Source organism: Microbacterium sp. AG238 (genome assembly GCF_003610405.1).
Lineage (GTDB): Bacteria > Actinomycetota > Actinomycetes > Actinomycetales > Microbacteriaceae > Microbacterium.
Genome location: NZ_RAQC01000002.1, coordinates 18,360 through 39,738, shown reverse-complemented (window position 1 = coordinate 39,738; position 21,379 = coordinate 18,360). Strand labels below are relative to the sequence as shown.

At 70.6% G+C, this 21,379-nt stretch carries 19 protein-coding genes; 9 read left to right on the top strand and 10 right to left on the bottom strand.

Annotated features, from left to right (window positions below):
- Positions 1-3: 3 nt before the first annotated feature.
- The 5 genes from DEU36_RS11805 to DEU36_RS11785 form a co-directional block, all read right to left on the bottom strand.
- Positions 4-1,191 carry an ATP-binding protein gene (locus tag DEU36_RS11805; RefSeq protein WP_120264551.1) on the bottom strand — a complete coding sequence of 396 codons (1,188 nt, stop codon included), beginning with the start codon at positions 1,189-1,191 and terminating at the stop codon, positions 4-6.
- A gap of 7 nt (positions 1,192-1,198) precedes the next feature.
- Positions 1,199-2,290 carry an ABC transporter permease gene (locus DEU36_RS11800; protein WP_120264550.1) on the bottom strand — a complete coding sequence of 364 codons (1,092 nt, stop codon included), beginning with the start codon at positions 2,288-2,290 and terminating at the stop codon, positions 1,199-1,201.
- Positions 2,287-3,228, bottom strand: a complete 942-nt coding sequence (locus DEU36_RS11795) for an ABC transporter ATP-binding protein (protein ID WP_120265145.1) — start codon at positions 3,226-3,228, stop codon at positions 2,287-2,289. Before DEU36_RS11795 ends, DEU36_RS11800 begins: the two co-directional genes overlap by 4 nt.
- Before the next feature lie 10 nt (positions 3,229-3,238).
- Entirely contained in the window at positions 3,239-4,861 is a 1,623-nt protein-coding gene (locus DEU36_RS11790; RefSeq protein ID WP_120264549.1) for a sensor histidine kinase KdpD, read from the bottom strand.
- A gap of 90 nt (positions 4,862-4,951) precedes the next feature.
- A complete protein-coding gene (locus DEU36_RS11785; protein ID WP_120264548.1) occupies positions 4,952-5,950 on the bottom strand; it encodes a glycerophosphodiester phosphodiesterase family protein in 999 nt (332 codons plus the stop codon).
- Between the two features lie 156 nt (positions 5,951-6,106).
- Here DEU36_RS11785 and DEU36_RS11780 point away from each other — a divergent pair, with 156 nt between their 5' ends.
- The 8 genes from DEU36_RS11780 (at position 6,107) to DEU36_RS11745 (ending at position 17,393) form a co-directional block, all read left to right on the top strand.
- Positions 6,107-7,009: a Bax inhibitor-1/YccA family protein gene (locus DEU36_RS11780; RefSeq protein WP_183045430.1), complete on the top strand. Its 903-nt coding sequence runs from the start codon at positions 6,107-6,109 to the stop codon at positions 7,007-7,009.
- An 88-nt stretch (positions 7,010-7,097) separates the two neighbouring features.
- Positions 7,098-8,327 (top strand): ROK family transcriptional regulator, encoded by a 1,230-nt coding sequence (locus DEU36_RS11775; RefSeq protein ID WP_120264546.1) that lies wholly within the window; start codon positions 7,098-7,100, stop codon positions 8,325-8,327.
- Positions 8,328-8,434: 107 nt separating this feature from the next.
- Positions 8,435-9,790 carry an extracellular solute-binding protein gene (locus DEU36_RS11770; protein WP_120264545.1) on the top strand — a complete coding sequence of 452 codons (1,356 nt, stop codon included), beginning with the start codon at positions 8,435-8,437 and terminating at the stop codon, positions 9,788-9,790.
- 7 nt (positions 9,791-9,797) lie between these two features.
- Positions 9,798-10,742 carry a carbohydrate ABC transporter permease gene (locus DEU36_RS11765; RefSeq protein ID WP_120264544.1) on the top strand — a complete coding sequence of 315 codons (945 nt, stop codon included), beginning with the start codon at positions 9,798-9,800 and terminating at the stop codon, positions 10,740-10,742.
- Between the two features lies 1 nt (position 10,743).
- Positions 10,744-11,595 (top strand): carbohydrate ABC transporter permease, encoded by an 852-nt coding sequence (locus tag DEU36_RS11760; protein WP_120264543.1) that lies wholly within the window; start codon positions 10,744-10,746, stop codon positions 11,593-11,595.
- Positions 11,596-11,622: 27 nt separating this feature from the next.
- On the top strand, positions 11,623-14,652 hold the full coding sequence (locus tag DEU36_RS11755; RefSeq protein ID WP_120264542.1) for a glycoside hydrolase family 38 C-terminal domain-containing protein: 3,030 nt from the start codon (positions 11,623-11,625) through the stop codon (positions 14,650-14,652).
- A gap of 217 nt (positions 14,653-14,869) precedes the next feature.
- Positions 14,870-16,666, top strand: a complete 1,797-nt coding sequence (locus DEU36_RS11750) for a ribonucleoside triphosphate reductase (RefSeq protein WP_120264541.1) — start codon at positions 14,870-14,872, stop codon at positions 16,664-16,666.
- 1 nt (position 16,667) lies between these two features.
- Positions 16,668-17,393 carry an anaerobic ribonucleoside-triphosphate reductase activating protein gene (locus DEU36_RS11745; protein ID WP_120264540.1) on the top strand — a complete coding sequence of 242 codons (726 nt, stop codon included), beginning with the start codon at positions 16,668-16,670 and terminating at the stop codon, positions 17,391-17,393.
- A gap of 33 nt (positions 17,394-17,426) precedes the next feature.
- On the opposite strand, the gene DEU36_RS11740 is transcribed toward DEU36_RS11745, so the two are convergent.
- From DEU36_RS11740 to DEU36_RS11730, 3 genes are read right to left on the bottom strand one after another with little or no spacing between them, the layout of a single operon-like run.
- Positions 17,427-18,023, bottom strand: coding sequence for an energy-coupling factor transporter transmembrane protein EcfT (locus tag DEU36_RS11740; RefSeq protein WP_120265144.1), 597 nt, complete (start codon positions 18,021-18,023; stop codon positions 17,427-17,429).
- Positions 18,024-18,048: 25 nt separating this feature from the next.
- The gene (locus DEU36_RS11735) at positions 18,049-18,768 is read right to left on the bottom strand and encodes an energy-coupling factor ABC transporter ATP-binding protein (RefSeq protein WP_120264539.1); all 720 of its coding nucleotides are present in this window, start codon (positions 18,766-18,768) and stop codon (positions 18,049-18,051) included.
- Positions 18,765-19,406: a biotin transporter BioY gene (locus tag DEU36_RS11730; protein WP_120264538.1), complete on the bottom strand. Its 642-nt coding sequence runs from the start codon at positions 19,404-19,406 to the stop codon at positions 18,765-18,767. The genes DEU36_RS11735 and DEU36_RS11730 overlap by 4 nt, the downstream gene beginning before the upstream one ends.
- A gap of 51 nt (positions 19,407-19,457) precedes the next feature.
- On the opposite strand from DEU36_RS11730, the gene DEU36_RS11725 reads away from it, so the two are divergent.
- Complete coding sequence (locus DEU36_RS11725) at positions 19,458-20,141, top strand: TetR family transcriptional regulator (protein ID WP_120264537.1); 684 nt, start codon at positions 19,458-19,460, stop codon at positions 20,139-20,141.
- Here DEU36_RS11725 and DEU36_RS11720 read toward each other — a convergent pair.
- Complete coding sequence (locus tag DEU36_RS11720; RefSeq protein ID WP_259455363.1) at positions 20,074-20,481, bottom strand: DUF2809 domain-containing protein; 408 nt, start codon at positions 20,479-20,481, stop codon at positions 20,074-20,076. The two genes, DEU36_RS11725 and DEU36_RS11720, sit on opposite strands and share 68 nt — an antisense overlap.
- Positions 20,478-21,368 (bottom strand): NUDIX domain-containing protein, encoded by an 891-nt coding sequence (locus DEU36_RS11715; protein ID WP_120264536.1) that lies wholly within the window; start codon positions 21,366-21,368, stop codon positions 20,478-20,480. The genes DEU36_RS11720 and DEU36_RS11715 overlap by 4 nt, the downstream gene beginning before the upstream one ends.
- Positions 21,369-21,379 lie beyond the last annotated feature (11 nt).

The following is a 21,379-nucleotide window of genomic DNA, read 5'->3' as shown; positions in this document are numbered from 1 at the left end:
CCCTCAGGCGGCCGATGCGGCCGCGGCGTCGGGGAGCAGGATCCATACGCGGGCGCCGCCCAGCGGCGAGTCGTCGAGACCGATTCGCCCGCCGTGCGCCTGGATCACGCGTCGGCAGGTCGACAGGCCGATCCCGAGTCCGTCGACGTCGGAGTCGCCCCGCTCCATCAGCGCGAACACGCGCTCTCGGTCCTCCGGCGGCACGCCGGGGCCGTTGTCGTCGACGGTGATGCGCCACCCGCCGGGCACGGCGTGCGCCTCAACCCGCACCCGGGGCGCGAGCTCGGCCGCGGCGGTGAACTTCAGGGCGTTGGCGACGACGTTCTGAAGCACCGCACGCAGGAGGGTGGGATCCCCGACCGGCTGCACGTCGATGTCCTGGCTGACATCGGCGCCCGAGGCGGAGATCTGCGCATCGAGGTCCTCGACGACGGCGTGCATCACGGCATCCAGATCGACCCGCTTCCGCTGCGGGCTCGCGCCGCCGACGCGGGCGTAGGAGAGGATGTCCGAGATCATGGCGTTCATGCGGTCGGCCGCCGACTCCGCACGGGCGAGCACCCGCGCCGCTTCGGGAGCGTTGTCCATGTCGGGGCTGTCGATCGCGAGCTCGAGGAAGCCGGTGAGCGCCGTGAGCGGATTGCGGAGGTCGTGACTGATCTGCCCCGCGAAGCGTGAGAGCTGATCGTTGGACTCGCTGAGCTCACGACTGATCCGGCGCAGTTCGAGCAGGTCCACCACCTGGTGCGCGAGCAGGTCGAGCGCATCACGCGAGGACTCGTCGAGATCGCCGACGGAGTCGTTGAAGACGCACAGCGTGCCGATCGCGACACCCGCCGGGGTGATGAGGGGGCTCGACGCGTAGAACCGCACGTGGGCGACCTCGCCGGTGACGAACGGGTTCGCGGAGAAGCGGTCGTCGAGGCGGGCGTCGGGAACGACGACCCGTCCGGGGCGTGCGATGACCGCGGCGCACATCGAGTCTTCGCGCGAGCAGACGGCCGGTTCGAAGCCGACGGCGGCGATCTGGTGCTGCGACCGGTCGTCGATGATGTTGATGACGGCCGTGTCGACGCCGCACACCGTGGCGGCGAGGCGGACGATCCCCTGCAGGTCGGGCGCGGGGGCCTCGCCGATGACGTGGTAGGCGTCGATCGCCTCGCGGCGGCTGATGTCGAGTTCGGTGACCATGGCTCTCTTACGCTATCCGCGTTCCCGGCGGGAGGGCTCGGGCCGGCGTCCTCGTCCGCGACCAGGCTCCCGCCACCAGCAGGCCGGCCACGACGATCTGGCCGCCGAGTCCGACGAACCAGCTCGGCACGGTCCGATCGCGGATCTCGGCGGGTGTCGCCACGTCATCGCGCATGGTCGGTCGGCATTCGTCGTACACCGTCGCGAGGTCGGGCGGGATCTGCGCCTGGCGGACTCCCGACGCGATCTGTCCGAACAGGTCGACGGGCTGGCCGTATCCGTTGTACTCGGCGGGCGTCGCGTCAGCGAGGATGACGAAGGGATTGGCCGCGAGCACCCACCAGACGCGGTCGAACCGCGGCACGGTGTACGTCGAGTCCTGCGGGGCGCCGCACACCATGCGGGCCGGATCGTTCCAGCAGTCGTCCGCGCCGTCGACGCACTGCGGCGAGCCGTCGGCGTTGTACATCGCCGGGCGGTAGGTCGTGGTCGCCTCACTCGAGAACGCGGTCGCGCCCAGGCCGAAGGCGATGAGCGTCCCGAAGACGAGGGCGGAGACGACGAGGTAGGTCGCCGCCACCGAGAAGAGGGGGCGGGCGATCAGGCCGCTGAGCCCGACCCCGATCGCGGCGATGATGCCGATCTCGACGATGAGGACCGCCAGCGACACCACGACCACGACGGGGTCCACTCCCCCGGCCAGCGTCGCGACGACGAGGAAGGGTGCCGCGACGGCGGCGAAGGCGAGCCCGGTGATCCAGGCGGCGAGCACCTTGCCCAGCAGGATCTCGGACGTGCGCGCGAGGGTCACCTGAACGGGTGCGAGGGTCGCGGCATCCCGGTCGCCGTTGATGGAGTTGCCGCTCAGCGTCGGTGAGACCAGCACGACGAGCAACAGCGTGATGATGACGATCGTCGAGTAGATCCCCGCGCCGCGTTGGTCGGCCTGAGAGACGATGCCGCCGAACGCGAGGAACGCGAGCGCCGTCACACCGATGAGCAGGACGGCGAAGATACCGAGCAGCACGTACCACGAGACGGTGCGCACGCGCTGGAGCAGCTCGAGGCGGGCGACGGTCCACAGCCGCGCGATGCTCATGACGCCTCCTTCCGCTCGGAGCCGAGATCGAGGAAGGTGTGCTCGAGCATCCCGGTGGCGGCCGAGAACTCCGCGACGGCGACGCCGGCGTCGATCAGCACGCGCAGGCCGGCCGCCGCCTCCGCCTCCGACGCGAACGGGATGAGCACATCGCGGCGATCGATCGGCACCCGCGCGACATCGAGCCCGAGTGCCGTCGCTATCGGGAGCACAGCGGCCTGCGCCTCGAGGTCGGCGACGCGCACCCGCCACGTCCGGGTGCGACCCGCGGCCGCCGCGACGCGGTCGGGGCTGACGGTCGCGCCGTCGAGGAGGAACACCGCGTCATCGACGACCTCCTCGAGCTCGGACAGGATGTGGCTGGAGATGAGCACGGTCTTCCCCGCCGCCGCGAAGCCGCGCAGGAGTCCGCGCAGGTCGACGCGCGCCTGCGGATCGAGCCCGGAAGCCGGTTCGTCGAGGAGGAGCACGGAAGGGTCGTGCACGAGAGCGCGCGCGAGTCCCAGCCGTTGCTTCTGCCCCCGTGAGAGCACACGGGCCTGCGATCCGGCAAGACCGGTCAACCCGACCTGATCGAGCAGTTCACCCGCACGGCGGGCCGCCGCGGGCTTGTCGAGGTCGTACAGCCGAGCGGTCATCTCCAGGGTCTCCCGCACCGTGAGCGACCCCCATGCGCCGAGTGCGTCGGGCATCCAGCCCAACCGTGCGCGCGCCTGCGCCGGATCGGCGACCGGGTCGATGCCTGCGATGCGGATGCTGCCGGCATCGGGCTGCAGCAGCGACGCAAGCACCAGCAGCAGCGTCGTCTTGCCGGCGCCGTTGGGGCCGACCAGTCCGGTCACGGCACCGGCTCGGGCATCGAGATCCACGCCACGCACGGCGTCGACCCGCCCGAACGATCGACGAACGTCGCGGACGGTGATCCCGGCGGTGAGCATGTCCGACACCCTAGGGGACGGCGGTGCCCGGATCGAGCGATGATCCGGCGGCGGGCGCGTCGTCTCGGGGCAGGCGGACGACCGCGGTGGTTCCGCGCACGGTTCCGGGAAGCAGTCGGACATCACCGCCGTAGGCCCGCGCCAGACCCCTCGCGAGCGAGAGCCCGAGGCCGAGCCCCTGGTCCGCGCTTCGACGAGAACGCGCGGTGCGGTAGAAGCGCTCGAACGCCTGCCGTCGCTCGGCGGGAGTCATCCCCGGGCCTGCATCGGATACGGCGATCACGATGTCGTCGGGACGGTTCGTGATCGCCACCGTCACCTCGCCACCGCGGGGCGACACCTGCCGGGCGTTGTGCAGCAGCTCCGCGACGATCGATTGGAGGTCGCGGTCCGCGATGCGCGCCCGGGCCTCGGTTCCCGTCACGGTGACCCGGACCTCGGGAACACCGTCGGCAGTTTCGGACACGGCCCGGTCGACGACCACGCGCACGTCGCTCGACGGCACCCCGGGCGACACATCCGCGCGGCCCGTCGCGAGCATGAGCTCGACCGTCCGCTCCAGCCTCTCGGCGGCGCGGTGGACGGTCTCCCACCGGTCGCGATGCTCGGGCATGGCCCCGGCGACGGCGAGTTCGGCGTTGCCGAGGATGACCGTGAGCGGAGTGCGCAGCTCGTGGCCGACCGTGTCGAGGAAGCGGTCGCGTACGGCGACAGCCTCGATCAGCTCGGTCACATCCTGAGCGACCACGAGGACCCCGATGGTCTCGCCGTCGAGAGCGATGGGGCGGGCGACGAAACGCAGGGCCACCTGGGCGCCGGGCTCGCCGACCCACACCCGACGCGCGTCGGCGAGTTCGCCCGAGACGATGATGTCGCGCAGGTACGGTCCCCACGCGATCGGTGTGACCCGGTCCTCCTCGTAGACGGCGCCGCGCCCGTCCTGGTCGAGCGAGATCTCGATCCCGGCGCGGCGCGCCAGCGCGCGTGCGGGGGCGTTCGCCACCAGCACCGCGCCGTCGTCGCCGAAGAGGACGATGGCGTCCGGGCTCGTGTCGAGCAGCTGACGCAGGGTCGCGTCGGCTCGACCCGACGACTCGAGCGCCTCGGCCAGTCGATGCGTGGTGCTGTGGACGGTCGTGCGCTGACGGCGGAGGTCGATGGCGACGAAACGGGTACCGATCGCGAACAGGCCGAGCAGCGCCGGCAGCGTCACGAGCGACAGCCATTCGCCGAGCCCCGCGGGGACGGCGGGGTCCGCTGCGAGAGGCAGGAGCCCCGCGACCACCACGCCGAGCGCCGCGACGACCGGCGGGAACGCGAACGCGAGCCAGGCGATGGCGAAGATCACGAGCATCCCGGCGACCGGCAGCAGATCGATCGCGCTGCTGCGTATGGGGGCGCAGGCGAGGATCGAGGCGAGCGGCACGATGCAGACCCAGACGGTTCCGCGGGTCGGTTTGTAATGCCAGACGAACCCCATGGCGATGCAGGCGGCGAGGATGACGCCCGCGCCGATGACATAGGCGACGGTGATGCGCGTGGGTTCGACGATCGCGACGGTCGTGGAGATCATCGCGGTCGACACCGCCATCAGGTACTGGGCGTACGGCTGGATCCGGGGTCTGCTGAGCATCGGGCCTCATCCGCGGGCATCCGCTCGCCCGACGACGATCACCCTCCCGACCCGGCGCGTCCGATGTCAAGTCCGTGACAAGCGCCGGCGTCAGTTCCTGAAGGCGTCGACACCGAGATCGGGGTGGTCGACGAAGACACCGTCGACGCCGGATGCCGCGAGTTCGGCCCACTCGGCGCGGTAGTCACCCCACGCGGATCGCCCGCCGCGGCGTCGATGCCGACGGACGAGGAAGGCATTCTCAGGCCGCGCGGTCCAGGTGAAGACGACCAGATCGCGCTCGTGCGCTGCGTCCACGAGCACACGCCCGCCGTCCGCACCCTGAGCGGGGTCGAGGATCATCCGCTTGTCGAGGCTCACGCCGGCGACGCGGCCGCGCAGCGCATCGAGCCCCGCGGGCGATGCCCACGCTCGATAGCAGCGGGCATGCTCGCCCTCGGCGGCGACGAGGTCGTACGGGGCGCCGTCGGCCTCGAGGAGGAAGATCCGCGTTCCGGCGACTCCGGCGTCGGCGAGCCGGTCGAGGATCGTCAGTTCGAACGACTCGATCCACAGCGGCAGACCTGCGAGATCGGCGCGGACCGCCTCGATCTCGGCGCCGACGAGGCCGGCGACGTCGAAGCCCGCGCTCTCGAAGAAGGTCGCGTGCTTGATCTCGACCACGATGCCCGGTCGGCGCCCGGACTGCTCCGCGAAGTCCGCGACCAGTTCGAAGAGGTCTCGCAGCCGCAGCATCGGCTCCGCGCCGTCACGCCGGGCGCTGTCGGGCCGCAGCTGCGGGAGTCGCTCGCGACACCGCAGCCGCGACAGCTCGTCCCACGTGAAGTCCTCGGTGAACCAACCGGTGACCGCGGCGCCGTCGACGGTCTTCGTCGTACGCCGCGCCGCGAACTCGGCGTGGTCGGCGACGTCGGTGGTCGTGCCGATCTCGTTCTCGTGGCGGATGATCGCGACGCCGTCCCGGCTGAAGACGACGTCGGGCTCGACGGCGTCGACGCCGTTCTCGAGCGCCAGCAGATACGACGAGCGGGTGTGCTCGGGGAGGTACCCGGGCGCACCGCGGTGTCCGATCACGAGGGGGCGAGGCACCGTCTCAGGCTAGGGCCGGCCCGCGGTGTTTCGCTGAGGGCGATCGGCTTCATGGCCTGCTCACAGCGGGGAACGCGCACCGCGGGAACCGGTTCCCCTAGGCTGGGTGGACACGGCATCCAGCTGTGTCGACCCTCGACTTGGAGTGTGAGAGCAGTGGCCCTCAATAACCCCGCATTCGACAATCCCGCGTTCAAGGAGCAGCGGCCGGGTCTGACGCCGCCCGCCGCTCCCGGCATGCAGACCGCCTCGGCGCAGCACGCCGGTGTGGACGTCGCCGCACAGGCGCAGCTCGAAGGCATGTACGCCTCGCCGGCCGCCGGTGCCCGCGAGACCGACCGCATGACGGTCGAAGACACCGTCGTCAAGACGCTCGGGCTCTTCGCCATCCTCCTCGTGACGGCAGCCGTCGGCTGGGTGTGGACGCTGTCCACCGTCGACCGCACGAGCCTGAACCCCAGCCCGACGCTCCTCCCGTGGATCATCGGCGCGCTCGGCGGCTTCGTCCTGGCGATGGTCATCACCTTCACGTCGCGTAAGAAGGTCCGCCCCGGCCTGATCTTCGCGTACGCGGCCTTCGAGGGGCTTTTCGTCGGCGGCATCTCCGCCTACCTCGAGTTCATCTTCCCGGGCATCGTGATGCAGGCGACTCTCGCGACGCTGGCCGTCGTCGGCGTCACCCTCGCGCTGTTCGCGAGCGGCAAGGTCCGGGCCTCGGCCAAGGCGACCAAGATCTTCATGATCGCGATGCTCGGCTACCTCGTCTTCTCGCTGCTGAACGTCGGCCTGATGCTCTTCGGCGTCATCCCGGGCGGCATGATGTTCGGTCTGCACAGCATGAAGATCGCCGGCATCCCGCTCGGGCTGATCATCGGCGTGCTCGTCGTCATCATGGCGGCGTACTCGCTCGTGCTCGACTTCGACAACATCCAGCAGGGCGTCCGCAACGGCGCACCGCGCAAATTCGGATGGGTCGGCGCGTTCGGCATCATGGTCACGGTCGTCTGGCTGTACGTCGAGATCCTGCGGATCATCGCGATCCTGCGCGGAAACAACTGACGCGACCCCGCGATCCTCGAAGGCCCGTCCGGTTCGCCGGGCGGGCCTTCGCCATGCACCCGCACAGTATGGTTCGACGGGAGGAACCATGAGACGCGGCTCGAATCTGCCGGCCGTCGGCACGTACAACCAGACGCTCGTGCTCGACCTGATCCGGCGCTCCCCCGAGGGCATCAGCCGCATCGAGCTGGCCGCCCGCACCGGCCTCTCCGCCCAGACGCTCAGCAACGTCGCCCGCCGTCTCGTCGCCGAGGGCTGGGTGCGCGAGGGCACGCCGGTCGTCTCGGGCCCCGGCAAGCCCCGCACCCCGCTCCAGCTCGATCCCGCCGCGCGATGCGCCGTCGGCATCCACCTCGATCCTGCGGTCGAGACCGTCGTCGTCGTCGATCTCCTCGGTCACGTGGTCGCGCAGACCGAACGGACGCCGCGCCCCGACGCGACTCGGGATCAGATCGTCGCCGACCTCGTCGGCACCGTCGAGTCGCTTCTCGTGGAGGGTGGGCGATCGCGGGCATCCGTGCTCGGCATCGGCGTCGCGGCCCCCGGCCCCCTCGACGCGGAGGCGGGCATCCTGTTCGAGCCCCCGCTCCTGCCCCCGATCTGGCACGACCTCGCCCTCGGCCCGCTGCTGCACGAGGCGACGGGACTGCCGACGACGGTGGAGAAGGACGTCGTGGCCGCGATGGTCGGCGAGCTCTGGCGCGATGCAGCGCAAGAGCTGCAGGACTCGATCTTCGTCTACTACGGCGCCGGCGTGGGTGTGGGCCTCGCGGTCGACGGCACTCCGATCCGCGGCCGGACGGGCAACGCCGGCGACGTCGCGCATCTCGTCGTCGAACCGAACGGGCCGATGTGCGGATGCGGTCAGCGCGGGTGCCTCGGCGCGGCGATCGCGCCCGAACGGCTGCTCGTCGACGGCGGCGTGATCGACGGTGCTGAGCCCGTCGCCGCGCCCGCGCTCCGGGAGCGCCTGCGCGAGCTGGCATCCCGGGCCGGCGGCGGTGACGAGCGCGCTGCGGCCGCGGTCAGGCGGGCCGGGTCGAGCCTCGCGCGTGCGGTCGTTCAGATCAACAACCTCCTCGACGCGGATGTCGTCGTCGTCGGCGGCCCCCTGTGGACGCTGCTGTCGGCGAGCGCGAGCAGCGCCCTGTCCGACGCCGTCGCGGCGAGCACCGAGACAGCCACGGTCCGCGGCATCCGGGTGCTCGAGAGCGCGCTCGCCACCGACGCGGCAGCCGCCGGGGCCGCATGCCTCGTGCTCGACGCCGCGATGACGCCGCGCCCGACCGACCTGATGATCGCGGGCACGGCGGGTTGACCCCGCGAAGAAAAGGTGCGGGCGAAACCTTGTCCTTTTATTCCATTTGGTTTAGAAAAGACGTGCGCGCGCACCAGCGCTCTTGTCCAAGCAAAGGAGCTTCGACCATGAAGAGATCCACCACGACCGCAGCGGTCGTCGGAATCGCCGCGTTCTCGCTCGTTCTCACGAGTTGCGGCAGCGGCGGAGGCGACGCGGCGTCGTCGGACACCATCCGCGTCGCCTACCAGAAGACCACGTCGTTCACCGCGATGGACGAGCTCATGAAGAAGACCAAAGAGGAGTACGAGGCCGCGAACGAGGGGATGACGGTCGAGCTCGTCCCGATCGAGGCCGAGCAGGACCAGTACTTCACCAAGCTCGCCCTGATGAACGGGTCGGCGGGGACCGCCCCCGATGTCATCTACGAGGACACCTTCCAGATCCGATCAGATGCCGCCGCCGGATACCTGCAGCCGATCGACGACTACCTCGCCGACTGGGACCAGTGGGAACAGTACGACGAGGGCGCCAAGCAGGCGGGCCTCGGCGACGACGGCAAGACGTACGGCGTCTCACTCGGCACCGATACCCGCGGCCTCTACTTCAACAAGCAGCTGTTCGCGGCGGCGGGCCTGCCCGAGGACTGGGCGCCGGAGAGCTGGGACGACGTGCTCGAGGCCGCGCGCACCATCAAGGAGAGCAACCCCGACGTCATCCCGTTCAACATCTACGCCTCGCAGGCGCTGGGCGAGGCGACCTCGATGCAGGGCTTCGAGATGCTGCTCTACGGCACGGGAGACGAACTGCTCGACACCGACACCAACAAGTGGGTCACCGGGTCGGCCGGTTTCCGCGACGCGCTCGAGTTCTACAAGACCGTCGCCGACGAGAAGCTCGGCCCCGACCCCGCGCAGGCGCTCGACGCCGGCTGGGGCACCAAGGTCAGCACGGAGCTGCTCCCCCAGGGCGGCATCGCGATCGCGCTCGACGGCTCCTGGCTGCCGAGCAACTGGATCGACGGCGAAAACGCCTGGCCGGAGTGGGAGCAGACGATGGGCTTCGCCGCGATGCCGACGCAGGACGGCGGCGGCGACGGCTTCACCTCGATGTCGGGCGGATGGACGCTCGCGATGGGATCCAACGCGAAGAACCCGCAGGCCGCGTTCGACTTCATCGCGCAGGCGCTGACCTTCGAGAACGCGCTGATGTACCACCAGGAGGCCGGGCAGATCGCGGTGCGCAAGGATGTCGCCGCGAGCCAGGAGTACCTCGACTACAACCCGTCGTTCGAGTTCTTCTCCTCGCTCGTCCCGTACACCCACTTCCGCCCGGCGACGCCCGACTACTCGCAGATCTCGGCCAACATCCCACGGGCGACGGAGTCGATCTTCACCGGCCAGGCGACCCCGCAAGACGCGCAGGCCGCGTACGACTCCGCTCTCGTCGGCATCGTCGGCGAGGAGAACACGCAGGCGGGTTGAGCCAGCGATGACCGCCACCGCCACCGTCACCACCGGCGGTCGGCACCGTCCGGGCCGGGAGATCACCTCCCGGTCCGGACGGTCGGCCGGCCGTGCCGCCGCACGTCTGCTCCCGCTCCTGCCCGCGGTCCTGCTGCTGCTGGCGTTCATGCTCGGGCCGATCGTCTACGCCCTCTACGGCTCGCTCACCGATCGCGCGATGACCGGCCCCCGCGCCGCGAACCCGCAGTTCATCGGACTCGACAACTACACCGCGCTCTTCGGCTCCGCGGAGTTCTGGCTCTCACTCGCGCTCACGGTCGTCTTCGTGCTGGCCTCCGCCGTGCTCGGCCAGAACGTCCTCGGGATGCTGCTGGCCGTCCTCATCCGCAGCTCGGTGAAGCCACTGCGCTCGATCGTCGGCGGCCTCGTGGTGCTCGCCTGGGTCCTTCCCGAGATCGTCGCCGCGTTCGCCCTCTACGCCTTCTTCCAGACCGACGGCACGCTCAACACCTTCCTCGGCTGGTTCGGCCTCGAGGGCACGAGCTGGCTGTACTACTTCCCGATGCTCGCGGTCATCCTCGCGAACATCTGGCGCGGCACCGCCTTCTCGATGATGGTCTACAACGCCGCGCTCTCGGAGGTGCCGCCCGAGCTGATCGAGGCCGCGACGATCGACGGCGCCGGAGCCTGGCAGCGGTTCATCCGCGTCACCCTGCCCGTCATCCGTCGCTCGATTTCCACGAACCTGCTGCTGACGACGCTGCAGACGCTCGGGGTCTTCACCCTCATCTGGGTCATGACGGGAGGCGGGCCGGGAACGCAGTCGTCCACGCTGCCCGTGCTGGCGTTCCAGGAGGCGTTCAAGTTCGCCCAGGTCGGCTACGGCACGGCGATCGCCGTCGTCACCCTCCTGATCGGCGCCGTGTTCTCCGCCGTGTACATCCGCATCCTCAAGCCGGAGGTCGACTGACATGGCCGCCATCGCCACCTCGGTCTCGGCGCCGCGCAAGCGCGCCCAGACCGTGCTGTCCTCGGTCATCCTCGCTGCGATCGGGGTGCTCTTCCTCGTCCCGCTGCTGTGGATCGTGTTCGCGTCGTTCGACGGCGACGCGAAGGTCACCATGAAGGTGCCCGACACCTGGACGCTCGAGAACTACACGCAGGTGATGACGTGGGAGCTGACGTTCCAGCCGCTCCTGAACTCGATCCTCGTGTCGCTCGGCACCGCCGTCATCACCGTCGTCGTCGGCGTGCTCGCCGCCTACCCGCTCTCGCGCTACGCGATGCGGTTCCAGAAGACGTTCATGTACGCCATCCTCTTCGGCACGGGACTGCCGATCACCGCGATGATGGTTCCGGTCTACGCGCTGTTCGTCTCATTCGGACTGCTCGACTCGGTGTGGGGCGTCATCGTCTTCATGGCGGCGACATCCCTGCCGATGGCGATCTGGATGCTGAAGAACTTCATGGACTCCGTGCCGATCTCGCTCGAGGAGGCCGCGTGGGTCGACGGCGCCGGGTCGATGCAGGCCCTCGCGCGCATCGTCATCCCGCTCATGAGATCGGGCATCGGCGTCGTGTTCATCTTCGTCTTCACGACCGCGTGGGGGAATTTCTTCGTCCCCTTCGTGCTGCTGTTCACCTCGTCGAAGTTTCCGGCAGCGGTGTCGATCTTCAACTTCTTCGGTCAGTACGGCTCGATCGCCTACGGCCAGCTCGCCGCTTACTCGGTGCTCTACGCCGCGCCCATGGTGGTGCTGTACGTCCTCGTCCAGCGCTTCTCCGGCGGAGCGTTCGCGCTCGCCGGCTCCGTCAAGGGCTGACGCACCTCTTCTTCGAAAGGCTTCTCCATGCACGACCGCTCCGCCCTCGCGCTGCTGCGCATCGACCGATTCATGCGCGAGCGTCTCGCTCCCGCGATCCACCGCGCCTCGCACCCGCTCTCGGTCACCGCCTGGGACGCACCGGGCGAACCGGTGGCCTTCGACGAAGCCCGCGCCGGCGACTACCGCCCGATCGAGGTCGGTCAGCCCTGGGGGCGCCCGTGGGGGACGACCTGGTTCCGCGTCACGGGCGATGCGCCGGCCGACTGGTTCGAGGGCGGCCGGCCGATCCCGGGGACGCGCGCCGAACTCGTCGTCGACCTCGGCTTCACGTCGGGGCAGGCGGGCTTCCAGTGCGAGGCGATGGTGTGGTCGGTCGACGGCCGGCCGCTGCGCGGGATCGCACCGTTCAACAACGTCGCCGCCGAGGCGGTGTCGCCGGGCGGCGCGGTCGACGTCTTCGTCGAGGGTGCGTCGAACCCCGACGTCGGGAGCATCTTCACCTTCGCGCCCACACCGGTCGGCGACCGGGCGACGGCAGGCGCCGACCCCGTGTACGTGCTGCGCACGGTCGATGTGCGCCTGCGCGACCTCGAGGTCTCGGCGCTGCTGGCCGACACCTCCGCGCTTCGAGGACTCGCGGCGCAGCTCGACGCGACCTCGCCGCGGCGCGCCGACATCCTGCTCGCGTTGGAACGGATGATCGACGTCGTCGACCCGCAGGATGTGGCGGCAACCGCAGCAGCGGGTCGCGCCGTGCTCGCGCCCGTGATCGCGGCTCCGGCCTCGGCGAGCGCGCACACGCTGCACGCCGTGGGACATGCCCACATCGACTCGGCGTGGCTGTGGCCGGTGCGTGAGACGGTGCGAAAGGTCGCCCGCACGTTCTCGAACGTCCTCTCGCTGATGGACGAGGATCCCGACTTCGTCTTCGCCGCGTCTTCAGCGCAGCAGTACGCGTGGGTCAAGGAGTACTACCCCGACCTGTTCGAGCGCATCCGGGCACGCGTGGCCGAGGGGCGGTTCGTGCCGGTCGGCAGCATGTGGGTCGAATCCGACACCAACCTGCCCGGCGCCGAGGCCCTGGCTCGGCAGTTCGTCGCGGGCAAGGGGTTCTTCCAGCGCGAGTTCGGCATCGACACCCCCGAGGTGTGGCTTCCCGACTCGTTCGGATACAGCGGCGCCCTCCCCCAGATCGCGAAAGCCGCGGGGGCGCGGTGGTTCCTCACCCAGAAGATCTCGTGGAACGAGACGAACCGGATGCCGCACCACACCTTCCGGTGGGAGGGCATCGACGGAACACGCCTGTTCACCCACTTCCCGCCGGTCGATTCGTACAACTCGGTCGTCTCGGCAGCCGAGCTGGCGCACGCCGAACGCAACTACGCCGACAAGGGACGCGGCACCGTCTCGCTGCTCCCCTACGGCTTCGGCGACGGCGGCGGCGGGCCCACCCGCGAGATGACAGCGGCGATCGCGCGCACCACCTCGCTCGAGGGATCGCCGCGAGTCGTGCACTCGACGCCCCGGCGATTCTTCGAGACCGCCGAGGCGGAGTACCCCGACCCGGAGGTGTGGGTCGGCGAGCTGTACCTGGAGTTCCACCGCGGCACCTACACGAGCCAGCTCGCTACGAAGCAGGGCAACCGACGCAGCGAGCACCTGCTGCGCGAAGCCGAGCTGTGGGCGACGACCGCGGCTGTGCGCACGGGCGCCCCCTACCCCGCCGAGAGACTCGCCCGCGCATGGGAGACGGTGCTGCTGCAGCAGTTCCACGACATCCTGCCGGGATCGTCGATCGCGTGGGTGTACCAGGACGCCGAGCGCAACTACGCCGCCGTCGCCCGTGAGCTCGAAGAGATCATCGGCGAAGCGTTGACGGCGTTGGCCGGGTCGCCCGAGCCGGGCGAGGCGACGCACGAGCTGCGGGTCAATGCAGCGCCCCACGCTCGCGGCGGGGTCGCGGCTCTCGGTGCAGCAGCCGCCCCCGAGGCCGCCCGCGTGCGCCCCGAACGCTCGCCCGAGGGCTGGGTGCTCGACAACGGTATCGTGCGCGTGGTGGTCGACGATCGCGGCGTGATCGTCTCGGCCGTCGACGTGGCGAGCGGTCGCGAGAGCGTGCCGCCGGGTACGGCATCCGCTCTGCTGCAGCTGCACCGCGACACCCCGACCCAGTGGGATGCCTGGGACGTCGACGTGCACTACCGGAACACCGTGACCGACCTCGACGGCCTCGATGGTCTCGAGCTCGACGGCGACGAGATCGTCGTCACCCGGTCGTTCGGCTCGTCGCGGGTGACCGAGCGCATCGGGCTGGCAGCGGACTCTCGCACCGTGTCGCTCGGGTTCGAGCTCGACTGGCACGAATCGCAGAAGCTGCTGAAGCTCGCGTTCCCCGTCGACGTGCACACCGACAGCGCGACCTCGGAGGTGCAGTTCGGCCACATCGAGCGGAAGACCCACACCAACACGTCGTGGGATGCCGCCCGCTTCGAGACCGTCGCGCAGCGCTGGGTACGCGTGGGCGAGCCCGGCTTCGGTGTCGCGGTGGTCAACGACTCGACGTACGGTCACGACATCACGCGCGCCGAGCGATCGGCCGGCGGCGGTACGATCTCGGTCGTCCGCCTGTCGCTGATCCGGTCGGCACTGTTCCCTGACCCCACGCAGGACCAGGGCACGTACGCGCTGCGAGTCGGCCTGGTCGTCGGCGCGGACGTGGCGGATGCCGTCATCGAGGGCTACCGGCTGAACCTGCCCGAGCGGATCGTCACGGGAACCGCAGCCGAAATCGAACCGATCGTGGCGGTGGCGGACCCGGGGGTCGTCGTCGAGGCGGTCAAGCTGGCCGAGGACGGCTCGGGGGATGTCGTCGTGCGGCTGTACGAGGCATGGGGCCGCCGTGTCGACACGGTCGTGCGCGCCGGTTTCGACGCCCGCGCGGTGACCCAGACCGATCTGCTCGAGCGCGAGGTCGCGGCATCCGCTCTCTCCGGCGACGCCGCGCCCCTGTCTCTCCGCCCGTTCGAGATCGTGACGCTCCGCTTCGCCCGCTGAGCCCCGCATCCGCGACGCGACACGACACGGAACTCGGAGGATGTCGCGAACTTCGGGCCCTTAGGCACGATACGTCCGAAGTCCGCGACATTCTCCGCCGCTGGCGCGCGTGGCGTGCGGGGATTTGTTCCGGCGCGCCACGCGAGGGCAACACATCATGTAGTGGCTGAATCGAGAACCGACCCCCACATCTGGGGCGCCTCGTGAAGGGACTCACATGACCATGCGCTCAATCCCCGTCCGAACAACCGTCGAGGAGTATCTCGAGAGACGCGACTGGCGCGTCAACGCGAACGCCAACCAGGGCTACAGCCTGGGCGGCCTCATCCTCAACGCGTCCGGCAAGCTGATCGCCAACTACTGGCTCGACGAGGTCTACGCGCCCGAGGCCGGGGCAGCGCACCGCGACGGCGACATCCACATCCACGATCTCGACGTGTTCGCCGGCTACTGTGCCGGCTGGTCGCTGCGCCAACTGCTCGAGCAGGGGTTCAACGGGGTTCCGGGCGCGATCTCGTCGACCCCGCCGAAGCACTTCTCGAGCGCCCTCGGGCAGATCGTCAACTTCCTCGGGACTCTTCAGAACGAATGGGCGGGAGCGCAGGCGTTCAGCTCGTTCGACACGTACCTCGCCCCGTTCGTGCGGCTCGACGCACTCGATGACCGCGCGGTGCGCCAGGGCATCCAGGAGCTCGTGTTCAACCTCAACGTCCCGTCACGGTGGGGAACCCAGACGCCCTTCACGAACCTGACCTTCGACTGGACCTGCCCCGACGATCTCGCCGAACAGCGCCCGCTCGTGGGCGGTCGCCTCGCCGACTTCACCTACGGCGACCTCGCGCCCGAGATGGCGATGATCAATCGCGCTTTCCTGTCGGTGATGACGGAGGGCGACGCGGACGGGAGAGCCTTCACCTTCCCGATTCCGACCTACAACATCACGAAAGACTTCGACTGGGACGCCCCCGAGGTCGACGCATTGTTCGGGATGACGGCGAAGTACGGCCTGCCCTACTTCCAGAACTTCGTGAACTCCGACCTCGACCCCGGGATGATCCGGTCGATGTGCTGCCGGCTGCAGCTCGACCTCACCGAGCTGCTCAAGCGCGGGAACGGGTTGTTCGGATCAGCGGAGCAGACCGGCTCCGTCGGAGTGGTCACCGTCAACTGCGCACGGCTCGGGTTCGTGCACGCCGGCGATCGCCCGGGCCTGTACGCGCAGCTCGACCGGCTGCTCGAGATCGCCCGCGACAGTCTCGAGGCGAAACGGGCCGTCATCGGACGCCACCTCGACGCCGGCCTCTTCCCCTACAGCAGACGCTACCTCGGCACCCTCGACAACCACTTCTCGACGATCGGCGTGAACGGGCTCAACGAGGCGGTGCGCAACTTCTTCGGCGACACGCACGACATCACGACGGACGAGGGGATGCGGTTCGCCGCAGACCTGCTCGATCACGTGCGCGCACGCATGGTCGAGTTCCAGGAGCAGACCGGGCACCTCTACAACCTCGAGGCCACCCCGGCCGAGTCGGCGACCTACCGCTTCGCCCGCGCCGACATCGCACGCTTCGACGGCATTCGTCATGCCGGGACGGCGACGAACCCGTACTACACGAACTCGTCGCAGCTGCCGGTGGCCTTCACCGACGACCCGTTCCTCGCGATGGAACTCCAGGAGGGTCTGCAGCAGAAGTACACCGGCGGCACCGTCCTGCACCTCTACATGGGCGAGGCTGCACCGACGGGCGAGGCGTGCAAGGCCCTCGTCCGCCGTTCGCTCGAGCGGTTCCGCATCCCGTACATCACCATCACGCCGACGTTCTCGATCTGCCCGCAGCACGGCTACCTCTCGGGCGACCACGCGACGTGCCCGCAGTGCCGCGCCGAGTGCGAGGTGTGGACGCGGGTGATGGGCTACTTCCGCCCGGTCGCGTCGTTCAACATCGGCAAGAAGGGCGAGGCGGCCGAGCGCCGGGCGTTCTCGTACGAGCGCGCCGCGGCGGTCGTGTGACATGCCTCCGGCGCACGACCACGCGGCATCCCGTCTGCGCATCGCGGGACTCTCACGGTTCTCGACGGTCGATTGGCCCGGCCGCCTGGTGGCGACAGTCTTCCTCCAGGGCTGCCCCTGGGACTGCCGTTACTGCCACAATCCCGATCTGATCGATCCGCGCGGGCGCGGCACCATGCCATGGGAGGCGGTCGCCGCCTTCCTCGGCGAGCGCCGCGGCCTGCTCGACGGGGTGGTCTTCTCGGGCGGTGAGCCGACGATGCAACGCGCCCTTCCCGACGCGATCGCACGGACCCGCGCGCTCGGGTTCGACGTCGGGCTGCACACGGGCGGCGCGTATCCGGCGCTGCTCGAGAGGGCGCTGCCGGCGCTGTCGTGGATCGGGCTCGATGTGAAGGCCTCGGCCGGCGACTACGCCGGCGTGACGGGCCGCGGTCCGAGCGGACGCGCTGCGCTGCGCTCGCTCGACCTCGTGCTCGCGGCTCAGCGGGAGCGCACCGCGACCCCCGATCCACTCGACGTCGAGGTCCGCACCACCGTGCACCCCGATCTCATCGACGACGAGCGGCTCGGTGAGCTCGGCGAGACGCTCGCCGACCGCGGGGTGCGTCGATGGGCGATCCAGCGATTCCGCGCGACGGGCAGCCGATGCGGCATCTCCGACGGCGAGCCGGTGCGTCTCGACCGCGTGCCGCGCGAGCGGTTCGAGCACGTCGACGTGCGGTGAGCCGGGGCGCGTCGGGACGCGCCCCGGCTCTGATCAGCGCACTCCGCGCGCGGTGAGGGCGTCGCCCAGATCGTCCGCGTGCTTGAGCGCGAGGACGATGAACGCGAGCGCCGACGAACGGATGCCGCCCCGCGCTCCCCGCGCCCGGTGCGCATCCCGCACGTCACGGGCGATGCGGGCGAGCGTCGGCACGGAACCGAGCGCCACCACGAGGAGGAGCGACATGCGCTCGGGGTCGGCACCGACCGCCCGAGTGGGACGGAGGACTCGTTCGAAGAGGTCGAGGAGCGCCGCGACCGGCGTCGTGAGCGCCAGCAGCGAGGCCAGGAGGATCGCGACCAGGATGCGCACGGTCCCGACGATCGCGGGCTCGACACCGAGGAAGACCAGCTGACCGGCGAGCGCGATGACCAGGAGCCACCGCAGCGCCCACACCTGGCGGGCGAGCTCGCGCCAGCCTGTTCCCGGGATGCCGTAGCAGGCCAGGCAGAGGCTCGCCGCTACCGCTGCCGTCGGGGGCGATGCCGGCAGGAGCGAGACGATCATCACCATGCCGAGGATCAGCACGGTCTTGGGCGCCGCCGGCATCCGGTGCCAACCGCGTTCTCCCGGACGGTAGAGCGTCAGCATCTCGCCCCGCACGCCGGGGCCGACGTCATCGCCATGTCCTCGCGTACGCGTCGACGACCTCGGACGCGCCACCCGCCGCGACGACGCGTCCCCCGGCCACGTGCACGGCGAGCTCGCATCGCCGCGCGAGCTCGAGGTCGTGGGTCACGAGGAGCAGCCGGTGGCCGGTGTCGCTGAAGAGATGTCCCGCGATGCGTGCGGCGTTCCGCCCGTCGAGGAATGCGGTGGGCTCGTCGGCGACGACGAGCTCGGGCTCGCGCACGAACGCGCCGCAGAGCGCGAGCAGCTGCTTCTGCCCGCCCGACAGCTCGTGGGCGGGGTGATCGCGCAGGTCGGTCAGACCGAACCGTTCGAGCGCTCGGCCGACGCGCGCCGCGCGCCCGGCACGGGAGGCACCGTCGCCGCGGAGCGAGAAGGCGACGTCCTCGGCGACCGTGGGCATGACGATCTGCGCGTCCGGGTTGCTGAAGACGATCGCGACGCGACGTCGCAGCTCCGCCGCATCGCGCACCGGGTCGCAGCCGAGCACCCGGACCGTTCCCCCCGTCGGACGCACCAGCCCGCCGATGAGCCGGGCGAGCGTCGACTTGCCCGACCCGTTGTCGCCGACCACCGCGATCGTCCGGGCATCGAGATCGAGGGTGAGGGGTGCCAGCACCTGAGCGTCGCCGAGACGCACGGTCGCGGCATCGAGTCGGATGCCGCCGATCGTCGTGGCCGTCGCGCGGGGTCGCCCGGCCGTCATGCCGACGTGGGGGTCATCGTCGGCGCATCGCCGGTCACCCGAGTGCCCGCGCGCGGCGCCCACGTGCGCCGGAAAGCCCGCGGGTAGCCGCGCACGAGCGCGCCCACCACCAGCGTCGCGACGACGACCTTGACGATGTCGCCCGGCACGAACGCCAGGTTCGCGAGCGCAGCCTGCTCGATGGGAAGTCGGAGCACAGCGCTCTGGACCGGGATGCCGAATGCGTAGACGACCAGCACGCCTCCGACGAGGAGCCCCGCAACGGTTCGCCACCATACCGGGCGCCGTCCCCCGAGGTGGACGATGAGCCCGACGACCACGGCACCGACGAGCCATCCGACCAGGTAGCCCGCCGTCGGGCCCACGAAGACCGCCAGTCCTCCGCGGCCGCCCGCGAGGAGCGGGAGGCCGACAGCGACGAGGGCGAGGAGGGCGCCGACCGATGCTGCGCCGACCACCGGCCCGAGCACGGCGCCCGCCAGCATCACACCGAGCGTCTGCGCCGTGATGGGGACACCACCGAACAGCGTGAACGATCCCGGCAGACCGAGCACCGCGATGAGGGCGGCGAAGACCGCTGCGCGTGCGAGGTCGGTCGCGTCGAATGCGGGACGGGCCGCGTGGGTCGATCGGGGCATGATTCCTCCTGAACACCGTTCACGTGAACGACGTTCAGGTAGAGTAGCGCCATGATCGCCGACGATTCAAACCGCGCGAGTCGAGCACCACGCCGCTCGCGCGACGACGTCGTCGACGCCGCCCTCGAGCTGCTCGACCGCGTCGGGCTGCCCGACCTGTCGATGCGGCGTCTCGCCGAGCACCTCGGCGTGCAGCCGAGCGCGCTGTACTGGCACGTCGAGAACAAGCAGCAGCTGCTCGCCGCGGTCAGCGGGCGCATCCTGCGACCGCTCGCCGCGGCCGATGCGCCGTCGTCGACGACGCTCGACGGCGCCGCGCGAGACCTCGCCCTGCGTCTGCACGACAGCCTGCTCGCGTACCGCGACGGCGCGGAGGTCGTCTCCAGCTCGCTCGCGCTCGGGCTCGTCGAACCGCCCGTGCATGCGCAGCTGCGCGCCGTGGCGGTCGAGCACGGCGCACCCGCGTCGCTCGCCGACACCATCGCCGACGCCATCACCCACTTCGTCGTCGGGTTCACCTTCCACCAGCAGCAGCGGCGCAGCGCCGACGCGTGGGGTGCTGCAGCGGGCACCGTGGCCGCGTCGGCCGAGCGCGTCGCCGACGGCGACGACGACGGGTTCACCGCGGCGCTCGACCTCATCATCGCGGGGGCGACGACGACCGTCCTCAGCCGCGCGGATGCTCCGGATGCCGCGAACGGCGGCGCCACGCGGCATCCAGCGCCCCGGCGATGACGACCGACACGACGTAGACGAGCAGGTCGCGCGCGTCGAACACCGTGCCCAGCACGAGGACCGCGGGCGGGAAGGCCTCGGCAGCACGGGCGGGCAGATCGCTCAGCTGCAGCAGCTCGACGGCGATGCACCAGCCCCCGGCGATCACCGCGACGACCGTCGCCGACACGCGCGGCACGAGCACGACGACGAGCACGTAGATCAGCACGGCGTACAGGGCGTCACCCGCGATGTCGGTCGCGGCGGAGTCGGGCAGAAGCCCGTGGACGACGAGCCCGGCGGTGACGATCGCGACCGCTGCCAGCGCCGCGAGCAACCGCCGCGCCCGGATGGTCGTCACAGGCGGTCGCGAAGCCACGATGTCGACACGGCCCGTGCCCCGGCGGCCTCCACACGCGCGCGCAGCCCGCGATCCGATGTCACGACGCTGACCCGGTCGCCCGCGGCCACCGCTGCCGTCGCCGCCTCGACGATCGCGTCGTCGCCTGCAGCCGGCGCCCGGTGGACGTCGATGCCGACGGGCGCCGCGACGTCGCGAGCCTGCCCCTCGACGACGGCCACGATGCGCGGGAACCACGTGTCCTCCGGCAGATCGAGGCCGGCGGCATCCGTCCCCCGTTCGGCCAGAGCAGCCACCTGGGCGAGCAGCCGGTCGGCGGCGCCGGCGCGATCGCGCCACCAGCCGTCGGGAACCGAGCCGACCACGTTCGCGACGTCGACGATGATGGTCGGCCGCACCGCGAGCAGGCCGCGCAGCCGAGGCCACGACGCGCCGAAGCCGGGATGAAGCGGGAACGACTCGACCTCATCGATGGGGACCCACGCCAGCTCGCGGCTCTCGGGGTCGCTGATCACCGGGCGGAACGGCGTCGTGACATCGGCCACGAGAGTGCCGTAGGTCCAGACGCCGACATCGAGCACCGACAGGAACCGCGGCGCGACGGCATCCGCGGGCACACCCGCCTCTTCGGCGGATTCGCGCAGCGCGCCGTCCCGCGCGGACTCCCCCGCGTGACGAGCACCACCGGGCAGCCCCCAGGTGTCGCCGAAGTGGCTCCACGACACCCGGTGCTGCAGCAGCACGCCGCGCTCCGGATCGACGGCCAGCAGACCGGCGGCACCGAAGCGTCCCCAGTACCGCTCGCCCGACGGGGCGACGACCCACGCATCGCCGGGATCGCGCGGGCCGTGCGGCGGGCGCGGGGCGGCGGCGTGATCGTCGGTCATCCACACAGCCT

Coding starts and splice junctions, on each gene's coding strand:
- DEU36_RS11715 (WP_120264536.1), bottom strand. CDS start 21,368: ATGACCGACGATCACGCCGCCGCCCCGCGCCCGCCGCACGGCCCGCGC.
- DEU36_RS11800 (WP_120264550.1), bottom strand. CDS start 2,290: ATGAGCATCGCGCGGCTGTGGACCGTCGCCCGCCTCGAGCTGCTCCAG.
- DEU36_RS11765 (WP_120264544.1), top strand. CDS start 9,798: ATGACCGCCACCGCCACCGTCACCACCGGCGGTCGGCACCGTCCGGGC.
- DEU36_RS11750 (WP_120264541.1), top strand. CDS start 14,870: ATGACCATGCGCTCAATCCCCGTCCGAACAACCGTCGAGGAGTATCTC.
- DEU36_RS11795 (WP_120265145.1), bottom strand. CDS start 3,228: ATGCTCACCGCCGGGATCACCGTCCGCGACGTTCGTCGATCGTTCGGG.
- DEU36_RS11755 (WP_120264542.1), top strand. CDS start 11,623: ATGCACGACCGCTCCGCCCTCGCGCTGCTGCGCATCGACCGATTCATG.
- DEU36_RS11735 (WP_120264539.1), bottom strand. CDS start 18,768: ATGACGGCCGGGCGACCCCGCGCGACGGCCACGACGATCGGCGGCATC.
- DEU36_RS11745 (WP_120264540.1), top strand. CDS start 16,668: ATGCCTCCGGCGCACGACCACGCGGCATCCCGTCTGCGCATCGCGGGA.
- DEU36_RS11740 (WP_120265144.1), bottom strand. CDS start 18,023: ATGCTGACGCTCTACCGTCCGGGAGAACGCGGTTGGCACCGGATGCCG.
- DEU36_RS11725 (WP_120264537.1), top strand. CDS start 19,458: ATGATCGCCGACGATTCAAACCGCGCGAGTCGAGCACCACGCCGCTCG.
- DEU36_RS11770 (WP_120264545.1), top strand. CDS start 8,435: ATGAAGAGATCCACCACGACCGCAGCGGTCGTCGGAATCGCCGCGTTC.
- DEU36_RS11775 (WP_120264546.1), top strand. CDS start 7,098: ATGAGACGCGGCTCGAATCTGCCGGCCGTCGGCACGTACAACCAGACG.
- DEU36_RS11805 (WP_120264551.1), bottom strand. CDS start 1,191: ATGGTCACCGAACTCGACATCAGCCGCCGCGAGGCGATCGACGCCTAC.
- DEU36_RS11760 (WP_120264543.1), top strand. CDS start 10,744: ATGGCCGCCATCGCCACCTCGGTCTCGGCGCCGCGCAAGCGCGCCCAG.
- DEU36_RS11730 (WP_120264538.1), bottom strand. CDS start 19,406: ATGCCCCGATCGACCCACGCGGCCCGTCCCGCATTCGACGCGACCGAC.
- DEU36_RS11790 (WP_120264549.1), bottom strand. CDS start 4,861: ATGCTCAGCAGACCCCGGATCCAGCCGTACGCCCAGTACCTGATGGCG.